This window comes from Marinobacter sp. EhC06 (assembly GCF_001650915.1).
GTDB lineage: Bacteria > Pseudomonadota > Gammaproteobacteria > Pseudomonadales > Oleiphilaceae > Marinobacter.
The window spans coordinates 104,893-122,158 of sequence record NZ_LXYO01000023.1 but is presented as its reverse complement, the minus strand read 5'-3'; the positions used below and the strand labels follow the sequence as shown (position 1 = coordinate 122,158).

General features: G+C 57.1%; 16 protein-coding genes. 12 read left to right on the top strand and 4 right to left on the bottom strand.

Annotated elements, in window-relative coordinates; all coding sequences use genetic code 11:
- Positions 1-138: 138 nt before the first annotated feature.
- The 12 genes from A8B84_RS10540 to A8B84_RS10485 all read left to right on the top strand — a co-directional run bounded on the left by A8B84_RS10540 (position 139) and on the right by A8B84_RS10485 (position 13,687).
- Entirely contained in the window at positions 139-1,815 is a 1,677-nt protein-coding gene (locus tag A8B84_RS10540) for a methyl-accepting chemotaxis protein (protein ID WP_064229153.1), read from the top strand.
- Between the two features lie 107 nt (positions 1,816-1,922).
- On the top strand, positions 1,923-2,993 hold the full coding sequence (locus A8B84_RS10535) for a TRAP transporter substrate-binding protein (RefSeq protein ID WP_201257888.1): 1,071 nt from the start codon (positions 1,923-1,925) through the stop codon (positions 2,991-2,993).
- A 141-nt stretch (positions 2,994-3,134) separates the two neighbouring features.
- Complete coding sequence (potA, locus tag A8B84_RS10530) at positions 3,135-4,259, top strand: spermidine/putrescine ABC transporter ATP-binding protein PotA (protein WP_064229151.1); 1,125 nt, start codon at positions 3,135-3,137, stop codon at positions 4,257-4,259.
- Positions 4,252-5,109 (top strand): spermidine/putrescine ABC transporter permease PotB, encoded by an 858-nt coding sequence (gene potB, locus A8B84_RS10525; protein WP_064229150.1) that lies wholly within the window; start codon positions 4,252-4,254, stop codon positions 5,107-5,109. Before potA ends, potB begins: the two co-directional genes overlap by 8 nt.
- Complete coding sequence (gene potC, locus A8B84_RS10520) at positions 5,109-5,879, top strand: spermidine/putrescine ABC transporter permease PotC (protein ID WP_064229149.1); 771 nt, start codon at positions 5,109-5,111, stop codon at positions 5,877-5,879. The genes potB and potC overlap by 1 nt, the downstream gene beginning before the upstream one ends.
- Positions 5,876-6,916: an extracellular solute-binding protein gene (locus A8B84_RS10515; RefSeq protein WP_064229148.1), complete on the top strand. Its 1,041-nt coding sequence runs from the start codon at positions 5,876-5,878 to the stop codon at positions 6,914-6,916. Before potC ends, A8B84_RS10515 begins: the two co-directional genes overlap by 4 nt.
- 157 nt (positions 6,917-7,073) lie before the next feature.
- Positions 7,074-8,153, top strand: coding sequence for an extracellular solute-binding protein (locus A8B84_RS10510; protein WP_064230059.1), 1,080 nt, complete (start codon positions 7,074-7,076; stop codon positions 8,151-8,153).
- Positions 8,154-8,158: 5 nt separating this feature from the next.
- The gene (locus tag A8B84_RS10505; RefSeq protein WP_064229147.1) at positions 8,159-9,253 is read left to right on the top strand and encodes an ABC transporter ATP-binding protein; all 1,095 of its coding nucleotides are present in this window, start codon (positions 8,159-8,161) and stop codon (positions 9,251-9,253) included.
- A complete protein-coding gene (locus A8B84_RS10500) occupies positions 9,250-10,110 on the top strand; it encodes an ABC transporter permease (protein ID WP_064229146.1) in 861 nt (286 codons plus the stop codon). The genes A8B84_RS10505 and A8B84_RS10500 overlap by 4 nt, the downstream gene beginning before the upstream one ends.
- 16 nt (positions 10,111-10,126) lie before the next feature.
- On the top strand, positions 10,127-10,978 hold the full coding sequence (locus tag A8B84_RS10495; protein ID WP_064229145.1) for an ABC transporter permease: 852 nt from the start codon (positions 10,127-10,129) through the stop codon (positions 10,976-10,978).
- A gap of 62 nt (positions 10,979-11,040) precedes the next feature.
- On the top strand, positions 11,041-11,349 hold the full coding sequence (locus tag A8B84_RS10490; protein ID WP_064229144.1) for an antibiotic biosynthesis monooxygenase family protein: 309 nt from the start codon (positions 11,041-11,043) through the stop codon (positions 11,347-11,349).
- A 76-nt stretch (positions 11,350-11,425) separates the two neighbouring features.
- On the top strand, positions 11,426-13,687 hold the full coding sequence (locus A8B84_RS10485) for a GGDEF domain-containing protein (protein WP_064229143.1): 2,262 nt from the start codon (positions 11,426-11,428) through the stop codon (positions 13,685-13,687).
- Positions 13,688-13,691: 4 nt separating this feature from the next.
- Here the strand turns inward: A8B84_RS10485 and A8B84_RS10480 are convergent, their stop codons facing one another.
- The 4 genes from A8B84_RS10480 to dctP all read right to left on the bottom strand — a co-directional run bounded on the left by A8B84_RS10480 (position 13,692) and on the right by dctP (position 17,220).
- On the bottom strand, positions 13,692-14,132 hold the full coding sequence (locus A8B84_RS10480) for a universal stress protein (protein WP_064229142.1): 441 nt from the start codon (positions 14,130-14,132) through the stop codon (positions 13,692-13,694).
- 38 nt (positions 14,133-14,170) lie between these two features.
- Positions 14,171-15,454, bottom strand: coding sequence for a TRAP transporter large permease (locus tag A8B84_RS10475; RefSeq protein WP_064229141.1), 1,284 nt, complete (start codon positions 15,452-15,454; stop codon positions 14,171-14,173).
- Between the two features lie 35 nt (positions 15,455-15,489).
- Positions 15,490-16,083, bottom strand: a complete 594-nt coding sequence (locus A8B84_RS10470; protein ID WP_064229140.1) for a TRAP transporter small permease — start codon at positions 16,081-16,083, stop codon at positions 15,490-15,492.
- Positions 16,084-16,191: 108 nt separating this feature from the next.
- Entirely contained in the window at positions 16,192-17,220 is a 1,029-nt protein-coding gene (gene dctP, locus A8B84_RS10465) for a TRAP transporter substrate-binding protein DctP (protein ID WP_064229139.1), read from the bottom strand.
- Positions 17,221-17,266 lie beyond the last annotated feature (46 nt).

Below are 17,266 nucleotides of genomic sequence, written 5' to 3'. Positions count from 1 at the left end.
GCGGAAGGTCCGTTTATCCATAGAGCGGCAGAGGCGACGAGCCATTTGCTGAACTCTCTCTTAACAAACTGGAACAGATCACCTGAGTGGGTCTGTGGATAATCCGCATCAACAGCTATTCCCTGGGAGTCCGGTACGATGAATATTCTGAGTCGGTTAAAAATACGAAGCCGCCTGCTTGTGGCCGTAATGATCCCTGTACTGATTACGGCGGCAACTCTTGCCTGGATCACCGCCAATCAGATTCAGGCAAACGGCGAAGCCGAACTTAAACGCCTGGAGAGTAGTCTCCTGGAAGCGCGCAAGGCTGGCCTCCAGAACCTGGTTGATGCAGCCAAAGCGGTGGTGCTGGAGGCCAAGAACGATCCCTCGTTGAGCGAGGAAGAAGCGAAGGAGGCGGCAGCAGCGCGTTTGCGTACGATTCGTTTCGATAAAACCAACTATGTGTTTGCCTACACCCGTGACGTCTACAACCTCGCCTATGCCCCCGACCCTTCCAAAGAAGGGCCAACCAATAATCCGACTCTGAAGCGACTGGTGGGGGATCTCTTTGCTGCGGCCGAGGAGAACGGCTTTTACGGCTATGACTGGATGAACCCGGCTTCTGGCAATGAAGAACCCAAGATGTCCTACTCCACCATCATCCCGGACTGGGACTGGATGATAGGTGCTGGTGTGTACATAACCGATATCGACCGGCAGGTGGCAGCCGCCCGTGAAGAAATTGAGGCGGGTATGGCTGAAACCCTGGGCTTCATCCTGTTGGTGACGGTCGTTGTTGTCGTGATTGCCCTGGTGATCGGTATCTTCGTTGGTCGTAGCGTCACCCGACCGTTGAAGAGCGTCAGCAACATGATGCAGGAAATCGCCGACGGTGAAGGAGATCTGCGCCAGCGTCTGCCGGACGAAGGCAATGACGAACTGGCCGAGCTGGGCCGGCGCTTTAACGCCTTCGTGATCAAAATCCAGGACACCATGCGTGAGGTTGGCGCGACTACAGATCAGGTAGCGTCCGCAGCCGAAGAATTGAGCCGGGTTGCCAATGAAACAAGGGCTTCGGTTCAGGAACAGGGCTCCGAGACTGACCAGATTGCCTCTGCGATTAATGAAATGGCTGCGACCATCCAGCAGATTTCCGGCAATGCCAACGAGGTTGAAAGTTCAGCCTCAGACGCCGACCGCATGGCCCGAGAGGGTGGGGAAACCATCAGCAGTGCCCAGGGCGCGGTGAACAAGCTGTCCGAGGAGATCGAGGATACGGCCCAGAGCATCAACGCTCTGGCGGAAAAATCCGATGAGATCCAGCAGGTACTTGATGTCATTCATGCGGTGACCGAACAGACCAACCTGCTGGCCCTTAATGCGGCGATCGAAGCCGCCCGGGCTGGCGAGCATGGGCGTGGTTTCTCGGTGGTTGCCGATGAAGTGCGCCAGCTCGCGAAACGCAGCGCCGAGTCCGCCGATCAGATTCGTACCATGATTGACGGCTTTGTGACTGAATCCAAGGCATCGGTGGAGCGGATGAACAAATCACGCAACCGCTCAACGGAAACCGTCGAAAGGATCAACCACGCAACCAGTGCACTGCGAACCATCGAGACCTCCGTTGGCAAGATTCACGACCAGGTGACGCAGATCGCAACAGCCTCAGAGCAACAAAGCCAGGTGGCCGAAGAGATCAACCAGAACGTCGTGCGGATCGTTGATGCTGCCCAGCGCAGCGATACCGGTGTAACCCAGACCAACGAAGCCAGCCACGAACTGGCGCGTCTGGGTGAAAGCCTTCGGGATCTGGTCGGTCAGTTCAAGGTCTGATACTGATTCATGGTGTTCTGCCGATTGGCGGAACACCATGAGAAAGCTATGATGGTTTCGCGACAGAAATACCTGTTTTCATACCAACAATAATGGAAGCCAACACAATGACAATCCGGAAAACACTGCTTGCGGCCGTGGCCGCTGCGGCTACTGTGTTCAGCGTGTCCGCGGTGGCCGAGGAAAACTTCACCTTGCGCCTTGCGCAAACCTGGGGGCCCAACTCTCCGGTACTGGGAGAGACTGTTCAGCATATGGCAGACATGGCGGAAACCATGTCGGATGGCCGGTTGCAGATTCGCATAGATCCGTCCAACAAGCACAAGGCACCTTTCGGGATCTTTGATCTGGTGCGCAACGGACAGTACGACATGGGGCACACCGCCTCCTATTACTACAAGGGCACCATCCCTAATGCCATGTACTTCACCACCATCCCGTTCGGGCTGATCGCGCCTGAAATGTACGCCTGGTTCTACCATGGCGAGGGCATGGAGCTGATGCAGAAAGTGTATGAGCCCTACGGCATGCTCTCTTTCCCGGGTGGCAATACCGGTAACCAGATGGGTGGCTGGTTCCGCAAGGAGATCAACTCCCTTGAGGATCTTCAGGGCCTGAAGATGCGCACCCCCGGTTTTGCCGGCGAAGTCATGTCCGAGCTGGGCGTTGCCGTGACCAACCTGCCGCCGGGTGAGCTTTACACCGCACTCGAGCGTGGCACCGTGGATGCCGTTGAATGGGTCGGTCCTGCCCTGGATTTCCAGATGGGTTTCCACCAGATCGCCAAGTACTACTATTCGGGCTGGCAGGAGCCAGGTGCAGAAGTTCAGTTCCTGATCAACAAGAAGACCTGGGAAGAGCTGCCAAAGGATCTTCAGGAGATTCTGCGGGTCGCCATGCGCACTGCCGCTTATGACATGTACATCCAGAGCACCCATCAAAGCGGCGTAGCCTGGGATCGCATGAAGGAAGACTACCCGGACGTCACCCACAAGGTGTTCCCGCCGGAAGTCATTGATGCACTACGCAGCACCACTAACCGGCTGCTGGCCGAGGCCGCTGAGAAGGATCCGCTCGCGAAGGAAATCATCGAGTCCCAGCGTGACTACCTCAAGCAGGTTCGTCAGTGGACCAACATTTCAGACAAGGCCTACCTGAACAGCGTGGCCGAAGACTGAATTCTGACGATGCGTTCCAGCCTGTCGAAGGCTTGAAGGCGCTGCCAGACAAAGGGGCATCGGGGCTGAAATACCCTGACGCCCCTTTTTGTTTGTGTTGGTTTCTGGAAAAATAGGCCGCTCATTCTTTGGGCAGCGCCGATGAAACAGACACTGCTATCCCTGAGCAATCTTTCCAAGCAATTCGGTGGCAAAACGGTGCTCGACGGTCTGGATCTTGAGATCTACGACGGCGAGTTCATTACCCTGTTGGGGCCTTCCGGTTGCGGCAAAACCACCCTGCTGCGCCTGATGGCCGGTTTCGAACATCCTGACGAGGGCACCATCACCCTGGCGGGAGAGGATCTCACCTACACCGCCCCGGAAAACCGTCCGCTCAATACCGTATTCCAGCATTATGCGCTCTTCCCCCATATGTCGGTGTTCGACAATGTGGCCTACGGCCTGAAAATGGAAAAGCGCCCGAAGGACGAGATACGCCTGCGTGTCGATGAAGCGCTGGCCATGGTCCAGTTGCAGGATTTCGCCCGTCGTAAGCCCCATCAGCTGTCCGGCGGTCAGCAGCAGCGGGTTGCCATCGCCCGGGCGGTGGTCAAACGGCCGCGGCTGCTACTGCTGGATGAACCGCTCTCGGCCCTGGACTACAAACTACGCCGCACCATGCAGGTTGAGCTGAAGCGACTGCAGCGGGAGCTCGGCATCACCTTTGTCTTTGTGACCCACGATCAGGAAGAGGCCCTGTCGATGTCGGATCGGGTGGTGGTACTCAAGGATGGCCTGGTTCAGCAGCTTGGAACGCCCCGGGAGGTCTACGAGCGACCGGCCAACCTGTTTACCGCCCGATTTGTTGGCGAGACCAATTTTTTCCCCGGCACCGTCGAAACGGTCCACGACGGTTCCATTACGGTGGATGTCTTTGGCCTCAAGCGAACCCTGCGCCGCCCCGACTTTGTGGTGCGCGAAGGCCAGCCCCTGAACGTGCTTCTTCGCCCTGAAGATATCAGAGTGCTGGACCCCGCTGACGAGCAGGGCGTGGCGGGCAAGATTGTCGAACGTAACTACAAGGGCAGCACACTGGATTCGGTGATCCATCTCGCAGACGGTACCGAAGTTCTGGCCAGTGAGTTTTTTGATGAGGACGATCCGGCCTTCGATTACCGTCTGGGCGAACCGGTCAAGGTCAGTTGGGTGGACGGCTGGGAATGGTTGTTGCCCGGGGAAACCGGCGAAGCATTACCCGAAGAGGGCGTGTCGGCCGATGCATAGGGTTATGCAGCAGCCGTTCAAGACTGCCGTTCTGATTCTGGTGTGGGGCTGGCTCCTGTTTCTGGTATTGGCACCGAACCTGTTGGTGGTCGGTGCCAGTGTCATGACCCGGGACCCGGTCTCGTTCCTGTCTCTGCCCCTGAATCTGGATGCCTATCGCCAGCTATTTGATCCGCTGTATCTGGAGGTTTTCCTGCACTCCCTGTACATGGCGGCGATGACCACCCTGGTGTGTCTGCTGATTGGCTATCCGTTTGCCTGGGCGTTGTCCAAGGTGGGCAAACAGCGTCAGCTGATACTGATTTTCCTGCTGATCGTGCCCTTCTGGACCAATTCCCTGGTGCGCACCTACGCCCTGAAGCTGATCCTGGCCACCAACGGTTTGCTGAACAGCGCCCTGATGTCGATCGGGCTGATCGATGAGCCCCTGCAGCTGCTCTATACCGAGGGCGCGGTGATCATTGGTCTGGTGTATCTGCTGCTGCCGTTCATGATCCTGCCGCTGTATTCGGTGTTCGAGGATCTGAAGCAGGAACTGCTGCTGGCTTCCCACGATCTGGGCGCGGGTCGGCTGTCCACCTTTATCCATGTAATTGTCCCGCTCACCCTGCCGGGGATTCTGGCCGGCGTGATGCTGGTCTTGCTGCCGGCCATGGGGCTTTTCTTTGTTCCGGATATTCTTGGCGGTTCCCGCAATTTGCTGGTGGGTAATGTGATCAAGAATCAGTTTCTCGATGCCCGTAACTGGCCCTTCGGGGCTGCGGCCAGCATCGTGCTTACCGTGACCATGGCGTTCCTCATGTTCGCCCATCGCCTGAGTAAACGGCGAATTGGCGAGGAGGGTGCCTGATGACACGATGGCTGCCCCGCACCTATCTGACCCTGGTCTACATCCTGCTCTATGTGCCCATCGTGGTGCTGGTGGTGTTCTCGTTCAATGAATCCCGCACCGGCTACGCCTGGGGCGGGCTCAGCCTGCGCTGGTACGAGGCGCTTTTCAATAACCGGGCCATGGTCAATGCCATGTGGAATTCCCTCTGGCTGGCGCTGTCTGCGGCCACGGTGTCCACGGTGATCGGCGCCCTGACAGCCCTGGCCCTGCATCGGTATCGGTTCCGGGGCAAGAAGCTGCTCAATGGCATGCTGTTTGTGGTGATGATGTCGCCGGAGATTGTCCTGGCTATTTCTCTGCTGGCCCTGTTCCTGCTGGTAGGGCTGCAGCTGGGTTACGTTTCCCTGCTGCTGGCTCACGTCACCTTCTGCCTGCCGTTTGTGGTGATCACGGTCATGGCCCGGTTGAGTGGTTTCGACGAGAGCCTGCCCGAGGCGGCCCGGGATCTCGGCGCTTCTGATTTTACGATGACCCGCACCGTGCTGATCCCGGTGATCATGCCGGCGTTACTGGCAGGCTGGCTGCTAGGGTTTACACTGTCTCTCGATGATGTGGTGGTCAGCACCTTTGTGAGTGGCCCGAGCTATGAAATTCTGCCCCTGCGCATCTACTCCATGGTGCGCGTGGGCCTGAAACCCGAGGTGAATGCCCTGGGCACACTGTTGCTGGTGTTTTCACTGGTTATGCTGATGTTGTCTCAATGGATTCTGATAAGGAGCAAACGATGAAGAAACTGGCACTGGCCGGCATGCTGGCAGTGGGATTGACGGGGTGCAGTTCCGAGGAGCCCCAGGTTCTCAACCTCTATAACTGGTCCGAATACATGCCTCAGGAAGTGCTTGACCGCTTCACCGAGGAAACCGGCATTCCGGTGGTCTATACCACCTACGACAGTAATGAGGCCATGTATGCCCGTCTGAAACTGCTGGATGATAGCGCAGCCTATGACCTGGCGGTGCCGTCGACCTACTACGTCAGCAAGATGCGCCAGGAAGACCTGTTGTTGCCGATTGATCGCAGCAAGATCGAGGGCTTTGACAATCTGGATCCCGAGCTGGTGAACCTCGATATCGATCCGGAGAACAAATTCTCCGTGCCTTATCTTTGGGGTACCACGGGCCTGGCAGTGGACACCGCAGACATCGAAGGCGAGCCGGTCACCGCCTGGGAAGACCTGTGGCAAGATCGTTTCGATGGCAGGGTGATGCTCACCAACGACATGCGGGAAGTTTTCCACGTTGGCTTGCGGGTACTGGGGTACTCCGGCAACAGCACCAATCCGGATGAAATCGAGGCGGCCTATGAAAAGCTCTCCGAGCTGATACCCTCGGTTCGAACCTTCAACTCCGATGCGCCCCGCATGCCGTACCTGGAAGGCGAGACCGATGTTGGCATGATCTGGAACGGCGAAGCCGTGATGGGCAAGGACACCATGGAGTCTTTGGAGTACGTCTATCCGGAAGAGGGCATCATTGCCTGGCTGGACAGCTTCGTGATTCCGAAGAACGCCAAGAATCCTGAAGCCGCCCATCAGTTCATCAGTTTTGTACTGCAGCCTGAAATTTCCGCGCTGATCAGCGAGGAAATCGGTTATGCCACGCCAAATCTGGCGGCGCGGGACCTGCTGCCGGACGAAGTCGCCAACAACCGGGCAAGCTATCCGAACGCGACTGACATGATCAATGCCGAGTTCCAGACCGACATTGGCGACGACGCCCTGCAGGTCTATGCCAAGTACTGGGAAATGTTGAAGTCCGGGCGTTAAGTTCGTCGATACTGCATGGCACTACAGAAAACGGAGGCTTCGGCCTCCGTTTTTTTGCATCAGGTTTCACAAAACTGCAATACATGGTCTATAACTTCCTGATAACAAATGGTTAGCAAACTTCTGGAATTGCCATCAGTAAGGACACGTTATGATCATGCCCTCTCGTTCGACTCGGAACCGTGCTTTTTTGCTGTCTGCAGCCCTTGCCACTGCAGGCTTTTCCGGCAGTACCCTGGCCGAAGAGCTGCGCCTGATTACCTGGGGTGGCTACGCCCCGGATGATGTGGTCGCCCAGTTTGAGGAGGAGACTGGCATCGATGTGAAGGTGACCCTCTCCAACAATGAAGACATGATTTCCAAGCTCCGCGCCACGGGCGGGGCGGGGTTTGATCTGGCCCAACCCAGCCAGGACCGCATTGTCGGCGTTCAGCGCCAGTTCAATATCTATAAGCCCATCGATTTCAGTCGCGTAAACACGGATCAGTTGCAGCCGTCCATGGTCAAGGCGACCCAGGATTCCACTGAACTGGATGGCAAGTTCTATGGTGTGCCTTCTGTGTGGGGAACCAGCGGTCTGATCGTGCACAGCTCTGTGGCCGATATCGTGACCGATTACACCGACCTGTGTGATTCCGGCGCTGAGGGCCAGGTCAGCTACCGGCTCAAGCGACCGACCTTGATCGGTTTCGCCTTTGCCATGGGGATGGACCCGTTCGCTGCCTACGATGACCGGGACCAATACGAGTCGATCATGGCGAAGGTCCAGGACAAGCTGATTGACTGCAAGAGCAACGTGAAAACCTACTGGACCGGTGGCGATCAGTTGCTGGCCCTGCTGCGTACCGGTGAAGTGAAAGCGGCCATGGCCTGGGATGCCGGCGGCTGGAAGCTGAACGCCGAGAACCCGGACATCCGGTTTGTTGCCCCCGAATCCGGTGCCCTGGGCTGGATCGATACCTTTGCGATTCCCCGTCGCAGCGAAAACGAAGAAGCCGCTTACAAGTGGATCAATTTCGTGATGCAGCCGGAAATCGCCGCCCGTATTACCAACGCCTCGGGCAACTTTACCGCCTCAAAAGGTGCCGATGAGTTTGTGAAGGCCGATCTCCGGGACGCCTACCGCGCAAGCTTCGACGAAGCCGCCATCAACAATATCAAATGGTATCCGCCGGTTCCCCCGGGGCTGGAAACCATGGAAGGTCAGGTGTTGGACCGCGTCCAGGCCGCGAACTGATCCCCATGGGAATGGATTCGGACCTGTTCTGTGAGGGACTGGTCCGCCGTTTTGGCAGCAATGCTGCGGTGGACCACGTGTCCCTGGACGTGCCCGCGGGCACGTTTTTCTCCATTCTTGGCCCCTCCGGTTGCGGCAAAACCACCCTGTTGCGACTCCTGGCCGGGTTCGACAAGCCGGATGAAGGTGATATCCACATCCGTGGCCAGCGCATGAACGATGTGCCACCGAACCGTCGACCTGTGAACATGGTGTTCCAGCATCTGGCCCTGTTCCCCACCATGACGGTCGGTGACAACATCGGGTATGGGCTGAAGCGCCGGAGAATGCCGCTGGCAGAGCGCCGTAAGCGCATTGCCCGGGTGCTGGAGCAGGTCGGCCTGCCAGATCTTGAGCACCGTAACCCACAGGAGCTTTCCGGCGGACAGCGACAGCGGGTGGCCCTGGCACGCTGCCTGGTACTGGAGCCCACGCTACTGCTGCTGGACGAACCCCTCGGCGCCCTCGACCTGAAACTCCGTGAGCAGATGAAGGTTGAGCTCAAACACCTCCAGAAACAGTTCGGAACCACCTTCGTGTATATCACCCACGACCAGTCGGAAGCCATGGTGATGTCGGATCAGGTGGCTGTCATGCGGGACGGCCGGTTTGATCAGGTGGCGCCACCGGAGGAGCTTTACCGGGAACCGGCCACGCCGTTCGTCGCCGGGTTCGTCGGCGATAACAATCGCCTGTCCGGAGAGCTGGTGTCCGTGCGGGATGATCTGGCCGAAATCCGTCTGGATGATGGTGTGCTGGTTCAGGGCAGGGTGGCATCGGACAACCTTCGAACCGGCCATCGGGCCGAACTGTATATCCGGCCTGAATCCCTGCTGCTTTCTGGGGATGCGCTCAGTGCCGGCTTCTCATCGATGCAGGCGAACGTACGCACCACCCTGTTCGATGGCGCCAACAGCCGGGTCGAGGCAGAGAACTGTGGGCAACCGGTATACGCCCGCTTGCCTCAGGATGGCTCGGCACCCAGGCTGTCTGCCGACAGTTCAATCCGTCTGGCCTGGAATCCGGCCCTGGCCAGGGTCTTTGGAGCCGACAGTCTGTGAGGTCATCGGTCAGTCGCTTATCCCTCTGGTTGCTGCTCACTCCGTTCCTGCTCTGGATCGTATTGCTGGTGCTCTTGCCCCACCTTCAAATGCTCCGGGTATCGTTCCAGGTCCGGGAAAGCTGGGACACCATTGCCTGGGGCATTGAGCAATACCAGAATTTCTTTACCGAGTCCTATTATTGGCGGACGTTTGTACGCACCGGGGTGATGTCGCTGTTCACCACCTTTCTGACGCTGATCATCGCCTTCCCCATTGCCTGGTACATTGCCCGTCTTGCCAGGGGCCGCTCCAAAGGAATTCTGTTTCTGGCCTGCCTGATTCCGTTCTGGGCCAGTGAGTTGGTACGTACTTACGGCTGGATGATTCTGTTGCGTGAAAGCGGTCTGTTCAGTTCCTGGCTACAGGCACTGGGCTGGGTGGATGGGCCGGTGGAAATGCTCTACAACGACGTCGCGGTCATCATCGGCCTGGTCTACAACGGCCTTCTGTTCATGGTGGTGCCACTGGTGACAACCCTCGATGGCATGGATGAGAACCTGGTGGAAGCCGGCTACGACCTGGGTGGCGGCCATGGTACCGTGCTGCGCGAAATCGTTGTGCCCTGGGCCATGCCCGGTATCGTTTCCGGCTGCATCGTGGTGTTCATGCTCACTCTTGGCAGCTATCTGACGCCGGTGCTCATGGGCGGGAAGGACAGTGCCTGGTTTACCGAGCAGATCTTCACCCAGTTCATTACCCGTTTTAACTGGGAACAGGGCGCGGCACTCGGTGTTCTGCTGCTGGTACTGTCGTCGGTCATCGTCTGGCTCGGGCTGAAAATCTCCGGTCAGTCGTTGCGCAAGGTGATGGGGTGAAGGTGGGGGTGAAGCCATGATCCGTTCCGTACCCCGGTCCCGTCTGTTCGATAGCCTCTATCTGGCGTACCTGGTGGCATTTTTCGTTTACCTGGCCTTGCCGCTGCTGGTCACGGCCGTGTTTGCTTTCAACGACGCGCCTTTCCCGTCACTGCCATGGAAAGGCTTCACCCTGGACTGGTATTTCGCAGATGGCAGCGAGGGCCGTACCGGACTCTTCCACGACGATGGCCTGCTTACGGCGCTCTGGGTCAGTGCCAAGATCGCTTTCTGGGTGACTCTGGTGAGTGTTGCCCTGGGGTGTGTTAATGCCGTGTTGTTTGAACGGGTGCAGTTCCGGGGCAAGGAATTCCTGTACCTGCTCATGCTGCTGCCGTTGGTGATTCCCGGTGTCATTCTGGGGGTGTCCATACTGGTGTTCTACAGCGGCATGGCCAATGATATCTCGGCAGCCTGGGGAATCGAGCTGGATCTGTTCCGTCCCGGAATGACTCTGGTGGTAATGGGGCAGGTGACCTTCATCGCGACTCTGAGCACTTTGGTGATCGCGGCCCGCCTGCGCAAGTTTGATCCCCAGCTGGAAGAAGCCGCCCTGAATCTGGGCGCCACGCCACTGGTGGCCTGGTTCACCGTGACTCTGCCCTGGCTCTTGCCGTCTATTTTCGGAGCGGCCGCCATGGCGTTCCTGATGTCATTTGAAAACTTCAATACCACCGTTATGCTGACAGGTAGTGATACACCGCTGACGGTGGCCCTGTTCAATCGCCTCCGGGAAGGGTCGACGCCTGTGCTCAATGCGGTGGCACTGTTGCTGATGGTGGGCTCTGCGCTATTGGCGTTGCTGGTGATGGGCCGCTCCTCGCGTTAACGGTGTTCGCCGCAATCGCGGGATGCGCGACCGGATTGAACTGGCAGTCGCCGGGAGGTCTCATGAAGTTTATTTTCGAAGTGCATATCCGGGAAGGCCATACTGCCGAGGAATACGCGGATGCCTGGGTGAGAGCGAGCGAAATTATCCAGCAGGCGCCCGGGGCCCGGGGCACTGAACTGCACCGCAAGATTGGCGACCCCAACACCCTGATTGCCATCGCCTCCTGGGAAAGCAAGGAACAGCGGGATGCCATGGAAGGGCAGCATAACCCTGAGGTGGCCGCTATCATTCGCAGTGCTGCGCCGTTTGTGGACATCAAACCCATTGGAGAGTTTGAGGACCCGGAATGGGTGGTACAGCCGCAATGACATCAGCCCTCTGGATTTCGCAGGGACTGGGCTATAATCTGGTCTGATCGTTACAAAACGCAGGTTTGCCTTCCTGATGCCATCGATTAGCCTGCTACGCCTGATTACCGCGCTGCTTCTGGCCCTCTTGATGCCCGCTTTGGCCCATGCAGCATCGCAGCCGGTAACCCAGGGTTGGGAATACCGCTGGGGTGACTCACCTTTCACCGAAGACGGTATTCCGGAGTGGGTGTTGCAGGATGCACCTGGAAAATGGCAAAGCATTGGTTTCCCCTCCAATCCCCCCGGCCGTGAAGGACGTGAAAACGTCTGGTTCCGGGTAACCCTGCCAACCGGCGAGTGGCAGGAGCCCGTCCTCTACATCTTCAGTGTCGATCTGATCGTTCAGGTCTGGGTCGAGGGTGAAAAAATCTACCAATATGGGGAGTTTGATGCCCAGGGTAGGGGCCGGTTTGAGGGCTGGCCCTGGCATGAAATCGTTCTTCCCGAGAACTATGAAGGCAAGCCGGTGTATTTCCGGATCTTCTCCAACTACACGGATATCGGTCTGTGGGGTGAAGTCTCCATCATGGACCATCCGGATCTGGTGTTGTACATCCTCAAGAATTCCCTGGAAGCCCTGGTGATTGCAGGCTTCGCCACCCTGATTGCGCTGCTGGCGATCATTTTTGCGTTACTGCAGGCAGAAAAGAAAACCTTTGCGACTATCTCGCTGTTCACACTGGCTTCCGCCCTGATGCTGGTCTCGGAAAGCCAGGCCAGTCTGCTGATTGCCTACCAGCCGTTGATGTGGGATTACCTGGCCGCCGGTTCCTATTACATGCTGCCGGTGGCCTTGGCACTGCTGCTCGAGCAATGGCTGACCAATCATCGCCCCTGGGTGATCAACCTGATCTGGAAAGTCCATCTTGTATACCTTACGGGTGCGCTGCTCGGAGCTCTGGCAGGAGTGTTTGACCTCTCGTCGACTTTCCCGCCATTTGATGCCCTGTTTCTTGCCTCTCTGGTTATCATTTTTGCCGTGGTGTTGCGTCGTATCCGTCGGATGCTGCGGGAGCAACAGGTTCTGCTGCTGGCATTCGGCTTTTTCTGTGTGCTGCTGATTGTGGATATGGCGGTGGCTCATGGCGTGCTTCCCTGGGGCCGGGTTCCGGTCAGTTGGGGGATGCTCCTGTTTTCTCTGGCTGTGGTTGTTATTTCACTATGGCACTACGCGGGAACCCAGGAGGCCCTCAAGCGGCTGAACGTGTCACTGGAAGAAAAGGTAGCCGAACGTACCGCCAAGGCGGAGGCCCTGGCCCGGCGTGAGCAGGCGCGGGTCCGGATGCTGACCTTTGAAAACGAGAAAAACCGGATTCTGGGCGACGTGATTACCGAACTACAGGACTGTCTGGGCCTGAAGCAGGCGTTCGCGCTGCTTGTCCGGGCGCTCCCGGATATCTGCAGCCCACTCAAAGGTGCCTTCTATCAAAGGGGCTCAGGCGACCGGTATGATCGGGTCGCTGTTTGGGGTTTCAGCCGCCCGGTCCCGTTGCCAGTGCTGCTGGACGCCCGCAAAGGCCTCCCGGAACCCTCCAGGTTGCCGCAACTCAGACAGTGGCAGGGGGCTGAAGGGGGCGATAGAGAAACTGAGAATGCCACACTTTGCTTCTGGGTGAATGTGGAGTCGGCCAGTGCGGGCAACGTAACCGAAGGCATTCTTCTGCTGGAGGGAGATGGCGTTTTCGGTAAGGCAGAGAGCGAGTATGGTTCGGCCCGTCTGCTTGCGGCGCTGGATCAGGCGATTCAGAGAATCAGTATCACCCTCTCCAGTATTGCCCTGCGGGAAGAGTTGCAGAAATTTTCCTACGAGGATGGTCTCACCGGTCTGAAAAATCGTCGCTACTTCGATCAGCTTTTCGAGCATGAAAGCGCTGTCGCACAGCGCAACGACCTGCCGCTATCCCTGCTGATTGTCGATATAGATCACTTCAAGCGGTTCAACGATACCCACGGCCACGAAGCCGGAGACGACGCCCTGAAGATAGTCGCTGGCATTCTGCAGAAGCAGTTCCGGGAGAGTGACATTGTTTGCCGATATGGCGGTGAGGAGTTTGTGGTGGTCATGCCCGGAGCAACATCGGACGACGCCAGGGACAAAGCGAACCAGCTGTGTGAAGCAGTCCGGGCTGTGCCAATTATCCATCGGGAACGGGATCTTGGGATGCTCACGGTTTCGGTGGGTGTTGCCAACTGGCCCGACAACGGTGAGAAACCGTTACAAATTCTGACCCTGGCCGACAAGGCGCTCTATCGCGCCAAGGAAGCCGGCCGTAATCGGGTTGAAGTCTCTGGTTAGACGGTTACACCACCAGAACCGGGCATTTGGCATTGGAAGCCACCCGGTGGGAAACACTCCCAAGGAACATGCCATCCTTGTCGCTGTGAGTTCCCTTGGTGCCCACGACAATCAGGTCTGCGCCCTTGTCTTTGGCAAAATCGATGATAACTCTTGAGGGCCTGCCAGCCTTTACGAAGCCCCTCACGTGAGTGGCGCCGCGTTCCTTGGCCAGTTCCTTGGCATGATTGACCACCTCTTTGGCGTATTCCGATAACACCTTGTCCGGAATATCCATGTCATCCGGGCGGCCTATCGACAGTGACGCCTCGAACAGGCTGTGGTGCTTGTAAACGCAGAGGAGGTAAATCTCTGCGTCGGTCAGTTTTTGCAACTCTATGGCCTTGGTCAGAGCATCGAAGGAGGTCATCGAGCCGTCTACTGCCACCAGAATCCGTTTGAACATGTCGCTCTCCTTTGTATTCACCCTTCAGGGTGGTCAGATCACCTGAAGGCCACGTCGCGCAGGAACAACGCAATTTGTGGGAACGCAATCAATAGCCCGGCAGCGGCTATCAGCATGATTACGAACGGCGGCGTGCCGCGAATAACCTCAAGATAGGGGCGCTTGAATATCGCGATGGCGGTAAAGATGTCGCAGCCGAACGGCGGAGTTGCCGAGCCGATGGCTACCTGCAGTGTAATGAGAACGCCGACCAGTACCGGGTCGATGCCCGAGGCTTCTATGGCTGGTGCAAAAATTGGCGTCAGAACAAGAATTACCACGATCGGGTCAACGAACATGCAGGCAATAAAGAAAGCGATACAGATGGTAATCATCACGCCGATCGGGCCCATGTCGCTGATTCCGACTGCGTCCAGGATAGCCTGGGGAATCTGGGCAAAGGAAATAATCCAGGAGAAGCCGGTGCCCACGGCGACGAGAATAAATACGACCGCAGTGATCAAACCGGTGGACTTGGCGATACGATATATGTCGGCAAGTTTGAGTGACCGGAACACCACGAATTCAAGCAGGAAGGCGTAGAGCACGCAGACGGCCGCCGCTTCTGTCGGGCTGAAGATACCCCCGTATATTCCGCCGACGATAATGACCGGGAAGAACAGGGGCCACAGAGCCTCACGCATGGCTACCGCTCGCTGACCCCAGGTCGCCTTCTCCTCGGTTGGGAGGTCGTTGACGCGAGCATAGATCAGGCAATAGATCGAGAACATCAGCAGAATCATGATGCCCGGCCCGATACCCGCAATGAACAGTTCCGCAATGGACGTCTCGGAGATAACCCCGTAGATAATGAAACCGATGCTCGGGGGTATCAAAAAGGCAATGTCGCTGGAGTTGATAATCAGTGCGAGCGAAAACGAATCCGAGTAGCCGGCTTTGAGGAGTTTTGGCCGCAGGGGCGAGCCAACAGCCACTACCGTTGCCTGGGTAGAACCTGATACGGCACCGAAAAGGGTGCAGGAGGTGGCGGTACTTATCGCCAGACCGCCTTTCACGTGGCCGATGAACGCCATGACCATGTTGATCAAGCGGTCAGCGGATTGACCGCGGGTCATGATGTCCGCGGCGAGAATAAACATGGGGACGGCAATGAGAGAGGCGGGCCGGATACCACCCATCATCTGCTGGACGAAGGTACCCATTTGGCCGAAGCCATCAAACATCATCACAAAGCCGACCACGGCGCCGGTGATCAGTGGAATCATCATCGGGAAGCCCAGCAGCAACAACCCGATCATGATCAACATCATTATAGTTGCCATGATTTCTTATCCTTCCTTAATGTCAGCTGCAGGGTTCATACTTCCGATTCGGTATCCGCGTAACCGTCTACAACCCCGGTAGAAAGGTACACGTCCTTACTGGTGAAGTTCTTGATGGCCGTGAGGAAGTATTGAATTCCCGTAATGGCAAAGCCGATCGGCACCCAGATATATATCCACCAGATTTCGAAACCCAAGGCAGGCAGAATGCGGCCTCGGCTGTACAGGGTCTGGATATATTCGAACGAGTGATAGCAGAGGAAGAACATGACCACCGAGGTGAAGAGGGCGATGATGATCATCAGCACTTTTCGCCCCTTGACCGGAATGGCGTCGTAAATTGCAGACATCCGGATGTGCCTGCCATGGCGCGCCGCATAGCCGATGCCGGCAAAGGTGATCAGGATAATGAGAATCCGGTTGATTTCACCGGAGAAGAAAAGGCCTTCGCCGAAAACATACCGCGCAATAACATTCACACAGGTATTGATTGCCATCAGGATGACGCCAACGGCCAGCATGAATGCCTCGACCTTGGCAATTATTTCATCGATGGTTCCCAGAAATCCGGGCAGGCCGGACTCGTAGATGCCGGTATCGTCTTCAAGATCCGGGGAATTCTCGGACATGGGGTTTGCTCCAGAGAATGTCGCTCCCGGCCGGTAGGAAGTCCCCGGCGGGGCGGGGTTAGTACAGCTTCCCGCCGGCATTGGCCGGCGGGAATGGTCCCTTCAGGTTCAGTTGTTCTGAACTTCTTTCAGGTCTTCCTTGAACTGGTTCAGCAGTTCCTTACCGCTCTCGCCAGTCATTTCGATGAACTTCTCTTCCACCTGCGGCGCGCGGGCCTTGAAGGCTTCGATCTGTTCGTCGGTCAGGCGGGTAACGGTGACCTCATCGCTGGCCTTCTGGATCTTGGCCAGGGCCTCGTCGGCAAGACCATCGATGTGCACGATGATTTCTTCAAAGGCGAAGTCGGCGGCGTCCTGCACCAGCTTCTTGTCTTCGTCAGACAGGCCTTCGTAGAAATCCTGGTTGGCCATCATGGCGGTGGTGAACCAGCCGTGCTTGGTAAAGACGAGGTTCGGAGACACTTCGTACAGACCGCCGGACTCGATCCAGAAAATGGGGTTTTCCTGACCCTGGATCATATTGGTCTGCAGAGCGCCGTACACTTCACCCCAAGGCAGCGGGGTCGGTGTAGCGCCAAAGGCAGAGTAGGTCTCGGACAGAAGCGGGTTGGTCATGACCCGGATCTTCTTGTTGTTGAAGTCCTCTGGCTTGGTGACCTTCTCGTCCACGGTCACAACCATTTCCCCTTCCGGGTACATCTTCAGGAGCTCGAGGCCTTTTTCCGCGTAGAGCTTGGGGAAGTCCTCGTTAATGGCTTCACTTTCCCGGAAGAACTCGATAACCGTGTCCATGTCGGTCGGCATCAGGTAGGGGATAAAGAAGATCTGGGCTTCGGGAATCAGGGAACCGGTAAAGCCGGGAGACTGGTTAACGAAGTTGAGGATGCCCGCCTGGGTCTGTTCCATGATGTCGTCGGACTCACCCAGCTCGCCGAAGCGATAGACCTGCAGGGTGTGGTCGGAATTTTCCTCGATGTATTCCTTGAACTTGTATGCGAATACATCCTGGACGTCGCCTTCGTATTCCTCGTGTGCATAGCGCCAGTTAGCGGCGTTGACAGAGTTCGCCATGGTCATCGCAGCGAACGCGAACGCTGAAATTCCGGCCAGTTTTTTGAACTTGCTCATGCTGCTCATCGGGTTTTCTCCGTTCGTTTTTTTACCGAAATGTATTGTTACATTA